The sequence below is a fragment of the Aquimarina longa SW024 genome, assembly GCF_001401755.1.
GTDB classification, from domain to species: domain Bacteria; phylum Bacteroidota; class Bacteroidia; order Flavobacteriales; family Flavobacteriaceae; genus Aquimarina; species Aquimarina longa.
Window position 1 is genome coordinate 1 of record NZ_KQ474113.1, and the last position, 16,981, is coordinate 16,981.

A 16,981-nucleotide genomic window follows, 5' to 3' on the forward strand; every position below is an offset into this window, starting at 1 on the left:
GTTTCCATTCGGTTGAGCACAAGCCAGATTTTTAAATTTTACTATTTATCTTTTTTTATTGGAAATCGTCAAATTTAAAAATTTGGCGACCTCGCAAATACGCCTTAACTTCGTTTAAGCAACTGCCAAGCTATGAGCTATATACGTTGTTATGTGCAGGCTTTTTCCACACAATGTTTCAATTCAGACCAATTGAATTAATAAATTCAAACGGTATATCAATTGTCGTAAAATCTCCTAATTCTCCATTTGGTTTGGTTTTCACATCATAGGCTATAAATGGAACACCTTCATCAACTTTAAGATGTTCTATCATTTTCTTCAAATCTAAACTTTTGTCAATCAACGATTTTTCAAATATCTCTTTCATACATTTTCCGATTTCCTTTATGTTGTGCGTCATTTCGTAAAGGATTGTTGATAAATTAATTTCTGGCTTATTTTTGAAATCAGCTTTTACAATGCTCCAACTATCGTACTTTTCTAATAAATCCGATGATTTAAAATAAGCACGTAAATTTCCTTTCATTAAATTTATTTCTCTATCATACTCGGATGTAAAGCCAATATTGGTAAGAGGTAAACCGATATGTTGTGCATAGTTTCTCAATTTATAAAAAAATCGATAAGCGAAACTATTATCATAAAAAAATGAAGTTACATTTTTGAATTTAATTAATTCATCAGAATTTTTTCCAAATTTTCTATTCAGTTTGGTTTCTGAATGGTCTAAAAAAGTTTTTATTGAAGTCAAATAATTTAGTAGCAATCTATTAGATTCATAAAACACTTTCTCAATCTCGTCTTTACCAACACTATTCCAAGAATGTGAATTTTGCAATAGTTCAGTTGATGATTGTCTTAAAAAGTTGATAATTTGCTCGTCGTTTTCTATGACAAAATTTTGAAGCTTATCAATGCTATTAAATTCTTCAATTTCTTTTATGATTGAGTCCATTTTTTCAAATTCTTTTATGCTAATTTCGTCCAAGAATTCAATTCGGATTTCTCCTTGCGGAAAATTGTCATATATTTTTGCTAATCGGATTTCCAATTTAAGTTACGGTGTTTTTTCAGCTTGCACATAACGCTGACTGTATGAATCGGGGCATGCAAATATGCTTTGACCATCGACTCCACCACGCTTGTTTTTAATATTTTACAAACCTATTAAAAATCAGCGCCATTGCAAACACAAAACTACCATTGGGTAAGCAAAAATTGCCCTGAATTCATACAGCGTGTTATGGCGCGTACCATTTTTACAATCCAGAACTTTGCAAACAATCCGCAGCTAAGCGATATTATTTGCGTTACGATTCCGTTCTGATGCTGTTTTTCTCCCTGCGATCGCTTTGCTACCTTTCGATCAAGCACTAACCAAATCAAAAAATCACAGGTCATTATTCCACAATTTCTTCGTGATCAGCCTAAAAAAGCGATTTTTTTGCACGTTTTACTCTGTAATCCTCCTCAATTTGGGATTTTTACATCGCTTTTTTCCTTGGATTTGGCTCGAACCATCACAAAATTACTCAGGTATTTGATTCGGCTTTCGTCAGATGATGCGTTTTGATTTCGTTCTGCTTGTCAGATCAAGAGTATGTTCGTTAAGATACATAGTTTACACAAGTTAAAGATTAGGTGTTTACACTAAATTCGTTTCTAACCTTGTCGATTGTTGTTTATGTCTTAGGTTTCTTTGATCAAAGAAACCTAAAAATACATTTCTATAATAGACTTTCCAAATTCCGTTTCCCAGCTCTTGGACACCTATATATTTTCCTTTTAAAGCTGCGGTTAAATATACCCAATAATAGGACTTCCATCTAATTGCTCCACTCTTAGTTACTTTGAGTACTTTATAGTTACTATCATAATCATAATGAGGTATTTTTTCAGGATAAGGTCTGCAGGAAAAATCGTGTACATCTGCCGGTGTTTTCATATCCAGTGCTTCGTGTGGTCTTATATGGTTATACTCTTTCACAAAGTGATTTAAACGTCTTTGTTGTGCTTTTAAATCATAGGCAGAAGGTTTAGCGCAAGCAGCCTTTAAATCGCGATGCATTCGTTCGTGTCTTCCATTTTGTTCTGGATGAGCAGGATCAGAAAACACAGGGGTGATTCCGAGTTCTATAAACCAATAAGATAGTTGTGTATAGCGCTGTATTGCTCTTACCGATCCAAAGGGACTTCCATTGTCGGTATGTATTTGTTTTGGAATTCCGTAGGTTCTAAAAACCTTTATAAACTCTGCCTTTGCAGCTTTTAGCGTTTCTTTATAATGTCCTTTGGCGGTGAATAAGAATCGACTTTTAGAGTCAGCGACGGTCAGTGGGTGACAGTAGATTTTATTCCCCATTAAGAACTTTCCTTTGTAATCGGCACTCCATACTTCATTACAGGATTTTGGGTCAAAAATAGGGTAGGTGGGTTTTACTCTACGCATTCGTTTTTGGGGATTGACTAGACCATTTTTTCGAAGGATATTATGAACAGTCACCACAGATGGGATTTGTTCTTTTGTAAATTCTTTAAACAATAAAGCTCTAATTTTTTTGGCTCCCCATAGCTTATATTTTTCTTTTAACTTGAGGATACAATCAACGATTTTTTGATCGGTTGCATTGGGATGAGTTCCTGGTTTTCTGGATTGCTCTTTTAAGCCTTCAAAGCCTTGATTTTCGAATCGATGAATCAATTTATATGCTGTAGGTCTTGAGATTTCAAAACTTTTGCATAATTCTGTAATGGTGTATTTTCCGGTACGCCATTCACAGATAAACTCAATTTTTTGTTCCATAGTTGTTGTGTTTTTCCAAGGCATGATAATTTGATTTTGATCTCAAATTACACCTCAAAAAGTGTAAACTATGTCTCTTTAACTTTGTAAAAGATGTCCCTTTAACGTACCTAATGTGCTACAACGGTTAGTATATGAAAAGTAGGGCAGGTGATAAGCTCTTACTTTCAGATTTATACTTAGCCATATTTTTCATTTTATTTTTATCTTTTTACTAAAATACAAATTAAAATATGGCGGACTTTGCAAATAAATACAAACTTTCGGTTTAGCACTTCCCGCCCTATTTTTTATATACATTGTTACCTGCTGGCTTTTCTTTCCACAAACTTGCTAGCGTTGGCAAAAGACATACTCTTTGACAAGTTTTGGCTTGTGTGGCTGGATTTTGAGCGACTTGGCAATGTGTATGGCTTTGAGCATTGGCTATTCATTCCGCTAATTTCCTGTTATTCCGTTTATAAAAGTGTCCACAAATTCAACAATCTGTTTTAGTATTTTATCTCCTAATTTCTTGCGTTTTAGTACAGATGGTTTTTCTCCCTCTATTAAATCTAACACTTCATCACGCAAAGGTTCACGTTCTGCATACAGATAGTTTTCAATCAGTTTTTGTGTTTTCTCTTCAGATAGATTTTCTTCTGCTGTTAGTTTCTTAAACGCTTTCTTTTGCTCTTCATTCCAATACACTTCAAATGCTTCTGGAATAGTATCGGTATCTTCTATTTTAGGAAGATTCTCGTCTATAAATTGCTGAATTAATTCTCGTTTACTTCTTAGATTAACTTCTGTGTTCAGTAAGTTATTGATTTCCTGTTCTGTTTTGGTTACATCAGCTTGAGTGTCTGATTTTAGTTTAATCAATAACTGAATAATGTAGTTTACATTGATTTCGTCTCGGTGTATTAATTCCAATTCAAAATCTACATCTTCTAAAATGGAAACTTTGTCAACTGAATTGTCGCTTTTTACTTTTTGCCACAAATCCAAATACTTGCTTTTGTAATCTTCAAAAAGTTGCTCATTCATTGCTAAATCTTCCCACTTAAAATCTGAAAAAGTATTTAGAATGTTTTTGATACGCATTAATTGTCGGAAAGCTTTGATAAAAGCCAATTCATCATCTTCTGAAACTAAATCATTTACACTATTTACGGTTGGTGTAATTTTTATAAGTTCAATAAAAGATTCATTGAATTTGTTTACATAATCATCATACGGTTCCATTATGATTACTTCAATAGCTTCTTTATTGCTAAACAAGGTTATGGCTTCGTCTGTTGCTTTTTTCAAGTTTCTGAATACCACTATGTTTCCTTGCGATTTTTGTTCGTTTAGTATTCTGTTGGTTCTTGAATACGCTTGTATTAAACCGTGATATTTTAAGTTTTTATCTACATACAAAGTGTTTAATGGTGGACTGTCAAAACCTGTTAAAAACATATTGACTACCAATAAAACATCAATTTTACGTTCTTTTACTTTCTTAGAAATATCATTGTAGTAGTTGTAAAAAGATTGGCTGTCTTTGGTAGAAAACTTAGTGCCAAACATTGTATTGTAATCGCCAATAAATTGGTCTAATTTATCTCTAGAATGTGCATTCATCCCATACAATGCAGGTACTTCTTCTACAACAGATACTTCTTCTGGAATAAATCCATTAGCATCTGCATCATCTTCATTGGCTACAAAACTAAAAATGGTAGCAATTTTCAAATTGTGTTTGCCTTCCTCTTTTTTCTTCTGAAATAAATCGTAGTATTTTATTAGATTTTGCACACTACTAACCGCAAACATTCCTGTAAATTCTTTTTGGTGTGTTTTACGGTTGTGATTGGCAATTATGTAATCGGTAATTTTTTCTAAACGAGCTTCGCTATCCATTAACTCTCTCGTGTCAATGTCTTCTACTTCAATGTCTATTTCGGTTGCCGATTCTTTTCGTTTGTAACGACCTACATATTCTACCGAAAATTTAAGTACGTTTTCATCTTTTATGGCATCTGTAATTACGTATTTATGCAAACATTCGCCAAATAGTTCTTTGGTTGTTCGTTTTCCTAATTCATTTTTTACCGCATTGTCTTTAAAAATAGGTGTTCCTGTAAAACCAAACATTTGATTGTTGCGGAAAAAGGCTTTTATTCTGTTGTGCGTATCTCCAAATTGCGAACGGTGGCACTCGTCAAAAATAAATACAATTCTTTCGTCTTGTAGCTTCTCCATTTTAGATAAATACTTGGCTTTACTGATTGCCGTATTTAGTTTCTGAATGGTGGTAACGATTAGTTTGGTATCGTCCGAAAACTGTTTTACCAATGCTTTGGTATTGTCTGTTCCGTCAATACTGCCTTTGCTAAAACTGTTAAATTCTTTGGTGGTTTGGTAATCCAAATCTTTTCTATCTACCACAAATACCACTTTTTTAACCTGTGGCATATTCATAATAATTTGGCTTGCCTTGAAAGAAGTTAAGGTTTTACCCGAACCTGTAGTATGCCAAATGTATGCGTTATTGTTTGAGTTTTCTACTTGTTTTACAAGACTTTCTACAGCATAAAATTGATACGGACGAAGCACCATTAATATTTTATGTGTTTCGTTGAGTACAATGTACTTGCTTATCATTTTTGAAATATGACAAGGCTCTAAAAAGTCGCTCGTAAAACCGTTTAAAATATTGGTTTGACGTTTATTGTCTTTATCTGTCCAATAAAAGGTTTGTTTAAAAGATTGGTGTCTGTTATTGGCATAATACTTTGTGTTTACACCATTACTGATAATAAAAATTTGTACATATTGAAACAAAGCCGATTTTGCACCAAAAGAATGTTTTTGATAACGGTTTATTTGGTTAAAGGCTTCTTTCATTTCTAAACCTCTACGCTTTAGTTCTATTTGTACCAATGGCAAACCATTGATAAGCAAAGTAACATCATAGCGGTTTTTATAACTCCCTTCCATAGTAACTTGGTGCGTTACTTGAAATTGATTTTGACACCAAAAATCTGTGTTTAAAAACTCAAAATAAAGGTTGTCGCCATTATCTCGTTCTATGTGTTGTTTGGCACGTAGCGTTTTTGCTTTTTCAAAAACTGAACCTTTGCTTAGGATATTTAAAACACGTTCAAACTCACTAGCTGAAAACGTAATATTATTATGTTTTTCTAGCTGTGTTTTTAAGTTATCAACTAAAGCATTTTCATCTCTAATCACTACTTTTTCGTACTTCAACTTTTGCAGTTGTGCAACTAATTCATTTTCTAATACTTGCTCTGGTTGTTTACTCATATTAATTGCAAAACATTTTTTGTAATAAGCCTTTTTTGTACTCCTTAGTTTGTTCTATTTTTTTAGTTACTGTGTTTATTTTATCGTCTATTTTAGATAAGAAATTGGTGATTTTGGTTTGTTCCTTTGTACAAGGAATTGGAAATTTGAATGAAATTAAACTTTTGTTAGTAATTTGATTTATTGTAGCACCAAGGTGTTGAGTTATTTGTTTATCAAATATTTCTGTTTGAAAAACGTGAAAGAAAAACTTGTTAAAATCACTTCTATAAATTGACATAAAAGCACCAAAAGCACAATTCTCATACTCCTTAGTTATTAAGGCAGATTTCCCAATTAAACTCCTACTTCCATTTCTTGCACAAACTAAAATATCATTTTCTTTGACGAAATTCTTTTCTGATATTTCTCCTTTTACGTAAACATTATCTTCAAAAGCAAGTCTCTTGTCTTGTACATTTGAAGAGCGTAAAACTAAAGTTCCGTCACTTGCAACAACATCATTAGGTGAGTATGTTAAACCAATTAAAGCTTTTCCAACCTCTCCCAACTTCTTCACTTCCCACTCAGGAAAATCATTTCCATTATCATCTTTAAACCGTAGTTGTTGGCTAAAGATTTGTTGCATCATTCCTTTTTTGTACAATTCTAATGCGGTTTTCTTTTCTTGTAGTTGCGTTAGTTTATTGTCTAGAATGCTAAAGAAATGGGCTATTTTTTGTTGTTCTTTTAGTTGTGGTGCATAAATACGGTCGTGTAAAACGTATTCGTTGCTAATTTTCATATCGTTTTTAGCACCTTTTCTAACTAGTGGTCTTAAATATCGGTTTAGGTTGGCATCTAAAGAAAAGTAGTATTCAATAAATTGTCCGTCCGTTTCTTTATTTACATTATAAACTGCATACAAAGTAGATACAATACCTGCTTTATGCTTGTTTAGTTTTATAATTCCGTAAGGGTTTGCTTTTAAAGGGCTTTTGGTATAAACAATTTGGTTCAATTCTACGACTCCGTAATTGTGTACAGAAGTACCTGCATAAGAACGTCCTAAATGCTCAATTTGGTTTACAATTCCTAAATCTCCTGAAACAGACAAAACTTCATCTTTTCCGTATTTTAAATCTTTGTTTTTTGTTTTAGAAACACTTAATAATTCATTTAACTGCTTGTGTTCCCAATCCTCTTTAAACTCTGGAAAGCGAACCAATGGTTTCTTATTTTCTAGCTTTTCCATATTTTAAAAAGGTGTGTCAATATTTAGTTCCTTACACAAAGCAATCAGTTCTTTGTCTGTTTCTTGCATACTGGTTTCTAATGTTTTTAAGGTTTTAGAAACTTCGGTAATATCAACAGGTTCTTCTTCCACAAATGTGTTTACATATCTTGGTATATTTAGATTGTATTCATTTTCGTGAATTTCAGAAAGTGGTGCTAAATAACTGTATTTGTCAACTACAACTCGTTCTTTGTAAGTATCAACAATCTTTTCAATGTGTTCAGCTAATAAAATGTTTTGTGTACCTCTTTCAAAATGTTGGCTACTATCAATAAACAAAACATCATCAGGATTTTCTCTACATTTTTTAAACACTAAAATACTTGTTGGAATTGGTGTACCATAAAATAAGTTGGCAGGCAAACCAATTACAGCATCTAAATAATTACGGTCTTCTATTAAATATTTACGTATGTGTTGTTCTGCTCCACTTCTAAATAATGCTCCGTGAGGTAACACAAGTGCCATAGTTCCGTTTTCTGCCAAATGGTGAATCATATGTTGCACAAAGGCAAAATCGGCTTTACTTTTTGGTGCTAGTTTTCCGTATTGGCTAAACCTATCATCACTTGTAAAAAGTGGATTTGCAGACCAATGAGCTGAAAATGGCGGATTGGCAACAATGGCTTCAAAACGCTCATCAATATGTTGTGGGTGTTCTAAAGTATCTTCTTGTTTTATGTCAAATTTTCGGTAATGAATATCGTGTAATATCATATTCATACGAGCCAAGTTATAAGTAGTACGGTTTAGTTCTTGTCCGTAAAAGTTGGTAACACTTTCTACTTCTTTTGCTACACGCAATAACAATGAACCCGAACCACAAGTTGGGTCGTAAACCGATTTTAGTTTTGTTTTGCCTGTGGTAACTAATTTGGCTAAAACCTTACTGACTTCTTGTGGTGTGTAAAACTCTCCTGCTTTTTTTCCTGCTCCACTAGCAAACTGTCCGATTAGGTATTCGTAAGCATCTCCTAAAACGTCAATTTCTGTATTTTCTAATTTGAAGTCAATTTTGTCTAAGTGCGAAAGCACTTTTGCAATAATTTCATTTCTTGCTTCTGGCGATTTTCCTAGTTTGGTAGAGTTCAAATCCATATCCTCAAACAGATTGTCAAAATCTTCTTCGCTTTCCGTTCCCATTGTACTGAGTTGGATATTGGTTAGAATTTTTTGTAAATCTTCTAAGATGAAATTGGAAATACCTTCAATGTCGCTATTTCCTCTTTTAGCAATTTGGCTAAAGAGTTCAGTTGGTTTTAAGAAGTAACCTAGTTTTTCAACCGCTTCTTCTTTTATGGCTTCAATGTATTCTTGTCCGTTTTCGGTGTTTTCTTTTATATCGGTAAAAAGTATTCCGTCTGGTTTAAGAATGTCGTTGGCATACATTCTCATTTTTTCGGATAAGTATTTGTAGAAAATGAAGCCTAAAATATAATCTCGAAACTCGTCCGCATTCATTTTTCCTCTTAGCGTATTGGCTATATTCCACAGTTGTTGTTCGAGTTGTTTTTTTTGGTCTTCGCTCATTTATTTTAGTCTATTTTTTTTGCGCGTCAATTTACATTTTTCTTTTCGGTTTGAGTGAAGCGTTGGCAAGAAATTGCTCTTTTGGTTTTTAGTGCGTTGGCTTTGAGCGTTGGCAAAAACCAAATGTGCAATTTGTGCGGTTGGCTATTCGGTGCTTGCAGGTAACGGTTTTGTGTATGGCTTGTTGCGGAAAATCAGCTATGATTTTCCGCCGTAACCCAAAGATAACAAATTGCAATGAATTCCGATTAGGAATTCAGCCGCAATGAGCTATACACGTTGTTGTACAACGTTTTTAACTCCGTTTTAGAATTTATATACTTTATTCGATTCAAGAATAATCAATTCCGCATTTTGTCCAATTGAAATTAGGTTTTCTATAATTTCGTCTGCAATTTTCTTTGCTTTCTCGTATCTAACTTCTTTATTAAAAGTAAATTGAATTCCTGGAATTTCCCATGAGAAACTAAATTGATCTTCTCCGACCTTGTAAAAAGGCCAATCGTCTTTTGTAACTTTTTTCCATTCAAAAGAATTCGGTGTCATTATATTGTCATAATCCTCGTTTGGAATTTCATCAACTCCAGTAATAAGAAACTCAAAATTTTCTCCTGTCCAATTTTTTTTGTCAATACTTTCTTTATCTGTTTCTGCCATACTTTCTTTGTTTAGTTCATCAATTTCTTTCATCAGCATTTCGTTTAAAATGAATATGTTAGATAAACTAGATAAATCTTTCTTTTTAGTTTCTCCAGAAAAAATCAAGCATTTTCCTTTTAGTTCTATTATTGCATTTTTGGATTCCATTAAAGATATTGTAGCTGGACTTTCTAGAATTAAATCAGAGTACTTACTTTTTTTTCCATAAAAACTAAAAGAATCAGATCTCGATAATGTTATATAAGATAAAAGAGTGAGAAAATGAGATTGAGTTAATTTACATGAATTAAAATCATTATTTAAATCCAGTTTCCTAGATTTAATTGTTGTTTTTGTCATTCTTGAATTCCATTTCACTTCAATTGCCAATGACCAATTATTGTGATTTTCAACAAAATTCACTTCTCCTTTGAGAAGAGTTTTCATTGAATTAATAATTGATTGTGTGAATTTATGTTTTTCTTCCAAGAGTTTTTTCTGAAATGTTGTACAACGCTTGATGTATAGTTGCGTAGCGGAAAGATAGGCAAAAAACCCTCCTCATAGCTCAAAGATAGCAAATGCGCGTGAAATTCCGTTAGGAATTTCCGCCGCTATGAACTTATACATTTTGTTATGCTCTGGCTTTTTATGAAGCCTGTACTTTGCAAACTTTCCTAGCAAAGCGATAACTGCTTGCGAACCCCTTGCATACTGTTTTTCTAACTTTCACGATCGCTTTGCTACCTTTGGATTAGGCTAAACCATCACAAGTTCATCAGTGCGTACAGTGTCCAAATCGGGGAGAAGCTCCACCTTTTGAATAGGTAAAAATCTTAGGAAAAACACTCAGGTCTTTGCAGCGTACCCCGTCCGTTTAGAGTCTGATTGCGTTTTGCTTTTCAGATTCAAATTTCGTTGCTGATGCTGGAGCATAACGTTTAATATATGTGTCGTAGCAAGGCAAAATGTTACCTTGCTTTTTGGTTTTTCTGCGCATTGGTTACTAACTTTTTCTTTCTGTAAGCATTGCGCCTTACCAAATATACGAGAACCTTTCGATTGATCACCTAACTGCTATGATCACATATATCTTGTTGTAGCCTGTTTTTTTATACAAACCACGGTAAGGATTTTTTGTCAAAATAATCTTTAAGTAAATCAAAATCTCCACTTTCTTCACATTCGATAATATAATTCAGCGCGTCAATTGAATCGTCCGTTTTCTGCGATTTTAAGAATTTTTTTGTCTCATTTAAACCAGAAAACATTACAAGTTGTATGTCAACAGCACAAAGAGAATCAAAATCCGTTCTTTTAGCGTTCCATATTTTTATTGAATCAGCTATATCATTATTCATTCCCAATAAATAGCATGCAAACATTAAGTCCTCAGCGGGCATACCTCCCTCAGGTTTTTTTCTAATTTCTACGAACTTGTCTAAAAGTAGTAATGCAAATTCCCTATTCTTATTTGTTAGAAAATAATCAAAAAGAGACTTTCTCAATTCGTCCNCTGCGCTTGTTTTTATATCTTTTTCAAACATATGAAAATTTGGCGCCACAGCAAAAAAGGAAAGACCTTCTGATTTGTTCCCAAACTTGCCATAATTTCATACATAATGTTATGGCGCGTACCACTTTTACAGACCTGAACTTTGCAAATAATCCGCAGTAAAGTCATATCTGATAGGGAACTGCTCCACAATCTTTTTCTTATTCTCCTGCGATCACTTTGCTGCCTTAGGAAAGATCACTTACCAAACCAGAAAATCTAGAACCTGTTTTCCGTCAAAATTATCGTGATGAGCCAAAAAAAGCGATTTTTCAGCACGTTTTGCTCCGAAACATTCCGTTTGAGTGGTTTTTTTATCGCTTTTTTACTTTGGATTAGAGACTAACCATCAAAAAAATACTCAGATCTTTCGATTGAGGCTTGTCCGCAGACAGGTTTAGATTGCGTATTGATTTTCAGAGCTAGAGTATGCGCCTTAACGTTTAATATATGTGTCGTAGCAGAGCAAAATGTTACCCTGCTTTTAGGTTTTTCTGCGCATTGATTGCTAACTTTAACATTCTGCAAGCATTGCGCCTTACCAAAAATACAGCAACCTTTCGATTCGTTACTAAGCTGCTATGATCACATATATATTGTTGTAGCACGTTATTTTTCGTTTTCATACAGTTTAATTGCCTTTAAGAATTTCTTTCCTCCAGATTCAGTTTGCATATTAATATTAAGGTCAAGATTGAGTTCAGGATGATTTTCTTTAGTCCAATTTAAAAGTTCAGTTCTATTCTTTCCCCAAGTTTCTTCGTCGAAATTTATGTACTCTGTTTCTAATTCAATTATTTTATCATCTTGGAATCTTAGAATCTCATTTGTGACAAATGGCTTTCCCATAAAGAAAATAATTCTTTTGTCCGATTTTGAAACCTTTGCTATGACAGTACCATTTTCCATATTTATTTCAAGCACTTTATAAGTTGGCTCAAAAAGCGAGTCCCATTTTAACCAGTTCCTCAAGTAGTCATTTTTAGAGTATCTCACTTCATATTTATATTTCGGGATTGTGGTTATCAAGCTGTCAGCTAATAAATCTTCCATTTTGGCGGTATTTGATTCATTAAGCGCTACGAAATAATTTTCAGCAATTTGAAGCTTGTCAATTGTCTTTTCAGAATTTTTACAACTTACGAGTCCGACTAAGAGGATGAGGGAAATTATCAGAATACGATTCATATTGATTTGGTTGTTCATAATGTGCTACAACGTTAAATATATGGCAAGTTGGGCAGAAAACAAGCTATTATTTTCGGTTTAGCCACAAGCCAAAACTTTTTTATTTTGTTTTAATTTTTCTTATTTAATACCAAATCAAAAGATTTGGCGACTTTGCAAATAGGCAACAATTTTTCGGTTAAACACTAATAGCCCTATTTGTTATATATAGTGTTATGTGTATTTGTTTAAGTCCGTATATTCTTTTAAGTATTCAAATTTTCTATCAACTGATATTAATAGAGCGAAGAAATTAGTTATTGTTTGAAAATAAAGTATTCTACTCCATTCTAAAGAATCAGTAATGTCTGTTCGGTTTTTTTTGTATTCCATCTCTGCGTTTGGTCCACCGTGAATATATGATGATAGTACATTATACATTGACAAAAATTCAGGAATATCCTTTTTATTGATTTCCTCGAAAAATCCTTCTTGCAAAGGATTAGTCAATAAGAAATTCTGTATTTTTTTGATGTCAAATTGTTTTCCGAGTTTGTGAAAACCATCATAGTCGGTTTGTGACATTTCATCGAAGCTTGGAGATAATTTTTCTTTTAGGTTTGTAAAGGTTGCGTTGTTCTTTATGCCATTAAGCATTCCATCAATTCCCAATTGGTACATATCTTTTTTTAGACACTCAGACACAAAATATGCTTTATAATAATGCTCTCCTATTTCATCGTTTTTATTTAATATGAACTTATAGAAAATATAGTAGTTGACAAGATACTGTTCAATAATCGTTCGTAAAAGACATTTTGCAGTATATGCGGATTTGATATTTTCAAAATCTTTTTGTAAACCGCCAATTTTGTCAATAAAATTATAGCAAGCAGTCAGAGTTTGAGAAAATTTTGAATTTTTTAAATATTCATCTAATTTTTCAATTTCGTTGAGCTTTTCAAGAGCTTTAGTGATATGTTTTTTCGTAATGTTCATAAATTACACATAACGGTTGGTATAAGAATAGTAGCCGACTGCGGAACTCGAATTTTTCAAGTTACAACTAAATTTTATGCGAGCTATAATGTTCATACTTACAACTATCTCGGCTATTATTTTTATACTTTGTTGTGCTTTCGTACTTTATTCATCATCTGTTTCAAAGTCATCTTCTTCATTAATATTTTCAGGAATTACATAATGTTTGTCTATTCCCCAACGACTTATTATCCAGTTTTCTAATACCTCTCGTCTTGTTTTACAACTTTCAGCAGTCCAATTATCAAATTCCGCAATTTTTCTTTCTTGTCTAATATCAGAATTTGAATAACAATGTCCTGCTCCTGCATTTCCTTTTTTTCTATCAAAGTCAAAATTCAAATAGTGTGAATTGTCCTTCGTTAATACAAGGTTAGCAATATCGTGGATATATGTTTTAAATTCTTCATCTGTCCAACTTTGTTTCCAAACAGAATTATCTTTTGGATTTTGTGGCAAAATATGTTCAATTGTAGCATCAGATAAATCGTTCCAATTCAACTTTGGACTTATATCCTTGCCTTCATTTTTGAGTAACCATAACTCATATTCATATAGAGAGTATTTTAACAGTCTTCGCCACGAATACCAATTTGATATTGTTTTAACTTCTGTTCTAAATCCGTTTTCATTTGAATACCAATTTATAGCACCATATATCCAATTAATCACGCTATCAATCGAATGTTTTTCATTAAAAATTTCGGAAGCCCATCTGTAAAATGACGATAATCCTGTATTGCTTCTTTTACCTTCCCATAAAAACACTCTAAATGCAAAATTTTCAAGAACTTTTAGAAGTTCAACATACTGGTTGTAACTTATTTTTCCTGTTTTGTATTTAATTCTTGTGGCGACCATTAAAGGAAGAAAATTAGCAATATTTCCAGCATTTCTTATTTTCGTTAACCAAATATATTCATCCTTGTTTTCGACAGTTTTTGTTGGTTTGATTATTTCAGAATAATGTTTAGAAATTTCTGACAATCCATTAGTGAAGTTGTAAATAAACTGCTTTGTATTATCTTCAGACTTTTCAGAGAAGTCTCTTAAAGGAATAATATCATTTCCTTTAAAGCCACTATAACCTTTCCATTTTTTCGGAGTGTGAGACTGATACAATGTCCAAGCAATTCTTAAACATTGATTTTCACTGCCATTACAGTCTGCAATATTTGCATATGTTTCTTTCCAAGATTTATTAATTGTATTTGTTAAATCTTCCTTTTCGCTTGGCTCGTTTACATTTCTATAAACCCAATACATTAAATAATTTTTTAGCAATTCAAGAGCTGATAAATCCTTTCCTCTTGAATTCATCAATTCGAAAGTCATTCCAATTTCACTTTCAACTTCAATAGGATAAAATGAAAAATTAAGCTTACGAATTATTGCATCAAAAATATTTTTCAAATAATCAATAGTATTGTCTTTACGCTCTTTTGCTTGTTCTGTTATGTGATTTTGAAGATAAGAATATCCTTTTAATAGTCTTTTTTGGTGAACCGTTCTCGCTTTTGTATTTGGTGTACCAGTATTTATAAGGTCATAGTAGAAATCAGAAGTGTCGTTATTAAGTCTCAATTTACTTTTTGTGCCATTTTTAAGATAGATTGGTATTTTCTGATTAAAGTCTGTTTCTCCATTCTTGATTAATTCTTTTAAAATTATTGATAAGTATAAACTACAAGTCGTTAATCTTTGCTGTCCATCAACAATATCAACAAGTTCTAATTTATCAATTCCATAATTTTCTGTCGGCTTTTCCTTTGGTTGATATATAACAATAGTTCCGGTGTAATGACTTACAATTTTATCATCAATTAATGCGTCAATATCTTGTGTGAAGTCTTTTAACTGCTTCTCTTCCCAGGCAAATCCTCTTTGATAGTCTGGTATTTGAAATATTTTCCCTTCTAATAAATTTGATAACGTCTTTTTTTCCATTTCTCCTGAACCTTTTAGGATTATTCTTCTCTTAATATCTTGGTCTTATTGATTTTGCATTGTCTTTGTTGTATGAAGCACAACGTTAAATATATAGCAAGTAGGGCAGAAGACAAACACTGTTCTTCGATTTAGTTACAAGCCAAATTTTTTGCATTTTGTTTTAATTTTTCTCTTTAATACCAAATCAAAAGATTTGGCGACTTTGCAAATAGAAAAGAACCTTTTGATTAAACACTAATCGCCCTATTTGCTATATATAGTGTTAGCAAATCGTTCTTTTACCATTTGATTCATAATACATTAAAAATAAATTTTACAGTTAGGAATTACTTTTTGTAATTCTTCGATGTCTTTTTTTTCAATTGGATTATTTTCCAGATCTAATTTCTTTAATTTCTGTAAATATTTTAGAGAATCAATTTTACTTATTTTATTGTCAAATAGATGTAATGTCTCTAGATTACGTAAATTATTTATTTGGCTAATATCGGTTAATTGATTGCCGTGTAAACTTAAAGAAGTCAGATTCGTTAAATCTTTTAAAGGATTAAGATCACTTATTTGATTTTGACTTAGGTATAACTCTTTTAAATTATTCAATGGTCTTAAAACTTCTATACTTTGTATTTGTAATCCAGTTAGAGACAATTTTTTCAGATTTAGAATTTCATTCAATTCCACCTTACTTGGCCTTTGAGTAGTTCCTTTTGATGTAATAAAATGACTGATGTCAGAAGTCATCCAATTTTCGGTAAAAACTCGTTCAGGTTTATCTATATATAAATTAAAAATCTTTTTCCATTTACTATTTAAATTATTCCACCACTTATAGTCGTTATCCGTATTTATTGTTGTTAGTTTTTCTTCTATAGGTTTATTTTCAGTTTTGCGGTCACTATATTTAAAGAATAAATAAAAGCCCAAGAAAATTGGTATTAGCAGAAAACCATAATTGCTTAAGAAATATCCAATTAAGCCAACCAATACTATTAAGATTACAATGAAAAATCCTCCTAGTCCGCTTGACTTATAATAAGGTCTTTTTCCCATAAATTAATATTTCTCAAGAATTTTATGTAATGTTTGCTAACGGTCTTGTATAAGCTTTGTTGCGTTGTTTAGGCAATGAATTTACTAAATAAAACACGAACGGCGAAATTCCGAAGGAATTTCCCAAGTGAGCTAAAACCAGCAATAAAGTTTATACGGTGTTGTGTGTAGTTTTTTATTCAATTCTAATGTATTTACTTTCAATACCATCTGCATAATTATCAGCGATTGATAAATTTTCGTTTTCCAAAATTCTTATTATTCCACTTAAAACTATATTTTGATTTTGGTATACTGTTTGATTTTCTGTTGAGTAAGTCAGATATGATTCCATTTCTCCAGAATAAATTGATTCTTTCATAATAATTTCATAATTCCCTCTCAATATTTCAGTTCCATTTTCGGTTATTGAATATTCAAAATTTTCTAACAAATTCAGATTAATTATTTTCCCAGTAGTTTCAGGTGTCTCGTGAATATGATACGCAATTCCACCATCAGTATTTGTCCAATTCCATTTTCCAATTAAGTCAGGATTGTTCATTTCAGTTTCATTATCAGAACTACAAGAAATTATTCCCAAAGTCAATATTAACAAGTAAATTAAATTTTTCATAAAGTTGTTTTTTTATTAGATGTTCAAATTCCGATTTGGTTGTGTCAAATTACACAC

Annotated in this window: 12 protein-coding genes; all 12 read right to left on the reverse strand. The window is 32.1% G+C overall.

The genetic code is table 11. The features are described from left to right. Positions 1-178 precede the first annotated feature (178 nt). Entirely contained in the window at positions 179-1,054 is an 876-nt protein-coding gene (locus N456_RS23295) for a hypothetical protein (protein WP_062062937.1), read from the reverse strand. Between the two features lie 594 nt (positions 1,055-1,648). Beyond that, positions 1,649-2,806 (reverse strand): integrase core domain-containing protein, encoded by a 1,158-nt coding sequence (locus N456_RS23305; protein WP_158447961.1) that lies wholly within the window; start codon positions 2,804-2,806, stop codon positions 1,649-1,651. Positions 2,807-3,244: 438 nt separating this feature from the next. Then, on the reverse strand, positions 3,245-6,100 hold the full coding sequence (locus N456_RS23310; RefSeq protein ID WP_062062944.1) for a type I restriction endonuclease subunit R: 2,856 nt from the start codon (positions 6,098-6,100) through the stop codon (positions 3,245-3,247). A gap of 1 nt (position 6,101) precedes the next feature. Beyond that, on the reverse strand, positions 6,102-7,334 hold the full coding sequence (locus N456_RS23315; protein WP_062062947.1) for a restriction endonuclease subunit S: 1,233 nt from the start codon (positions 7,332-7,334) through the stop codon (positions 6,102-6,104). 3 nt (positions 7,335-7,337) lie between these two features. Next, a complete protein-coding gene (locus N456_RS23320) occupies positions 7,338-8,906 on the reverse strand; it encodes a type I restriction-modification system subunit M (RefSeq protein WP_062062950.1) in 1,569 nt (522 codons plus the stop codon). A 306-nt stretch (positions 8,907-9,212) separates the two neighbouring features. Then, on the reverse strand, positions 9,213-9,992 hold the full coding sequence (locus N456_RS23325) for a hypothetical protein (RefSeq protein ID WP_148639433.1): 780 nt from the start codon (positions 9,990-9,992) through the stop codon (positions 9,213-9,215). Between the two features lie 1,581 nt (positions 9,993-11,573). Continuing rightward, positions 11,574-11,726 carry a hypothetical protein gene (locus tag N456_RS24705; protein ID WP_158447959.1) on the reverse strand — a complete coding sequence of 51 codons (153 nt, stop codon included), beginning with the start codon at positions 11,724-11,726 and terminating at the stop codon, positions 11,574-11,576. After that, positions 11,710-12,288 carry a nuclear transport factor 2-like protein gene (locus N456_RS23340; RefSeq protein ID WP_062062962.1) on the reverse strand — a complete coding sequence of 193 codons (579 nt, stop codon included), beginning with the start codon at positions 12,286-12,288 and terminating at the stop codon, positions 11,710-11,712. Before N456_RS23340 ends, N456_RS24705 begins: the two co-directional genes overlap by 17 nt. 213 nt (positions 12,289-12,501) lie before the next feature. Continuing rightward, on the reverse strand, positions 12,502-13,266 hold the full coding sequence (locus N456_RS23345; protein ID WP_062062964.1) for a hypothetical protein: 765 nt from the start codon (positions 13,264-13,266) through the stop codon (positions 12,502-12,504). A 147-nt stretch (positions 13,267-13,413) separates the two neighbouring features. Then, on the reverse strand, positions 13,414-15,255 hold the full coding sequence (locus N456_RS23350) for a DUF262 domain-containing protein (protein ID WP_062062966.1): 1,842 nt from the start codon (positions 15,253-15,255) through the stop codon (positions 13,414-13,416). Between the two features lie 303 nt (positions 15,256-15,558). Continuing rightward, positions 15,559-16,308 carry a leucine-rich repeat domain-containing protein gene (locus N456_RS23355; protein WP_062062968.1) on the reverse strand — a complete coding sequence of 250 codons (750 nt, stop codon included), beginning with the start codon at positions 16,306-16,308 and terminating at the stop codon, positions 15,559-15,561. A gap of 175 nt (positions 16,309-16,483) precedes the next feature. Next, entirely contained in the window at positions 16,484-16,924 is a 441-nt protein-coding gene (locus tag N456_RS23360; protein WP_062062971.1) for a hypothetical protein, read from the reverse strand. Positions 16,925-16,981: the final 57 nt, after the last annotated feature.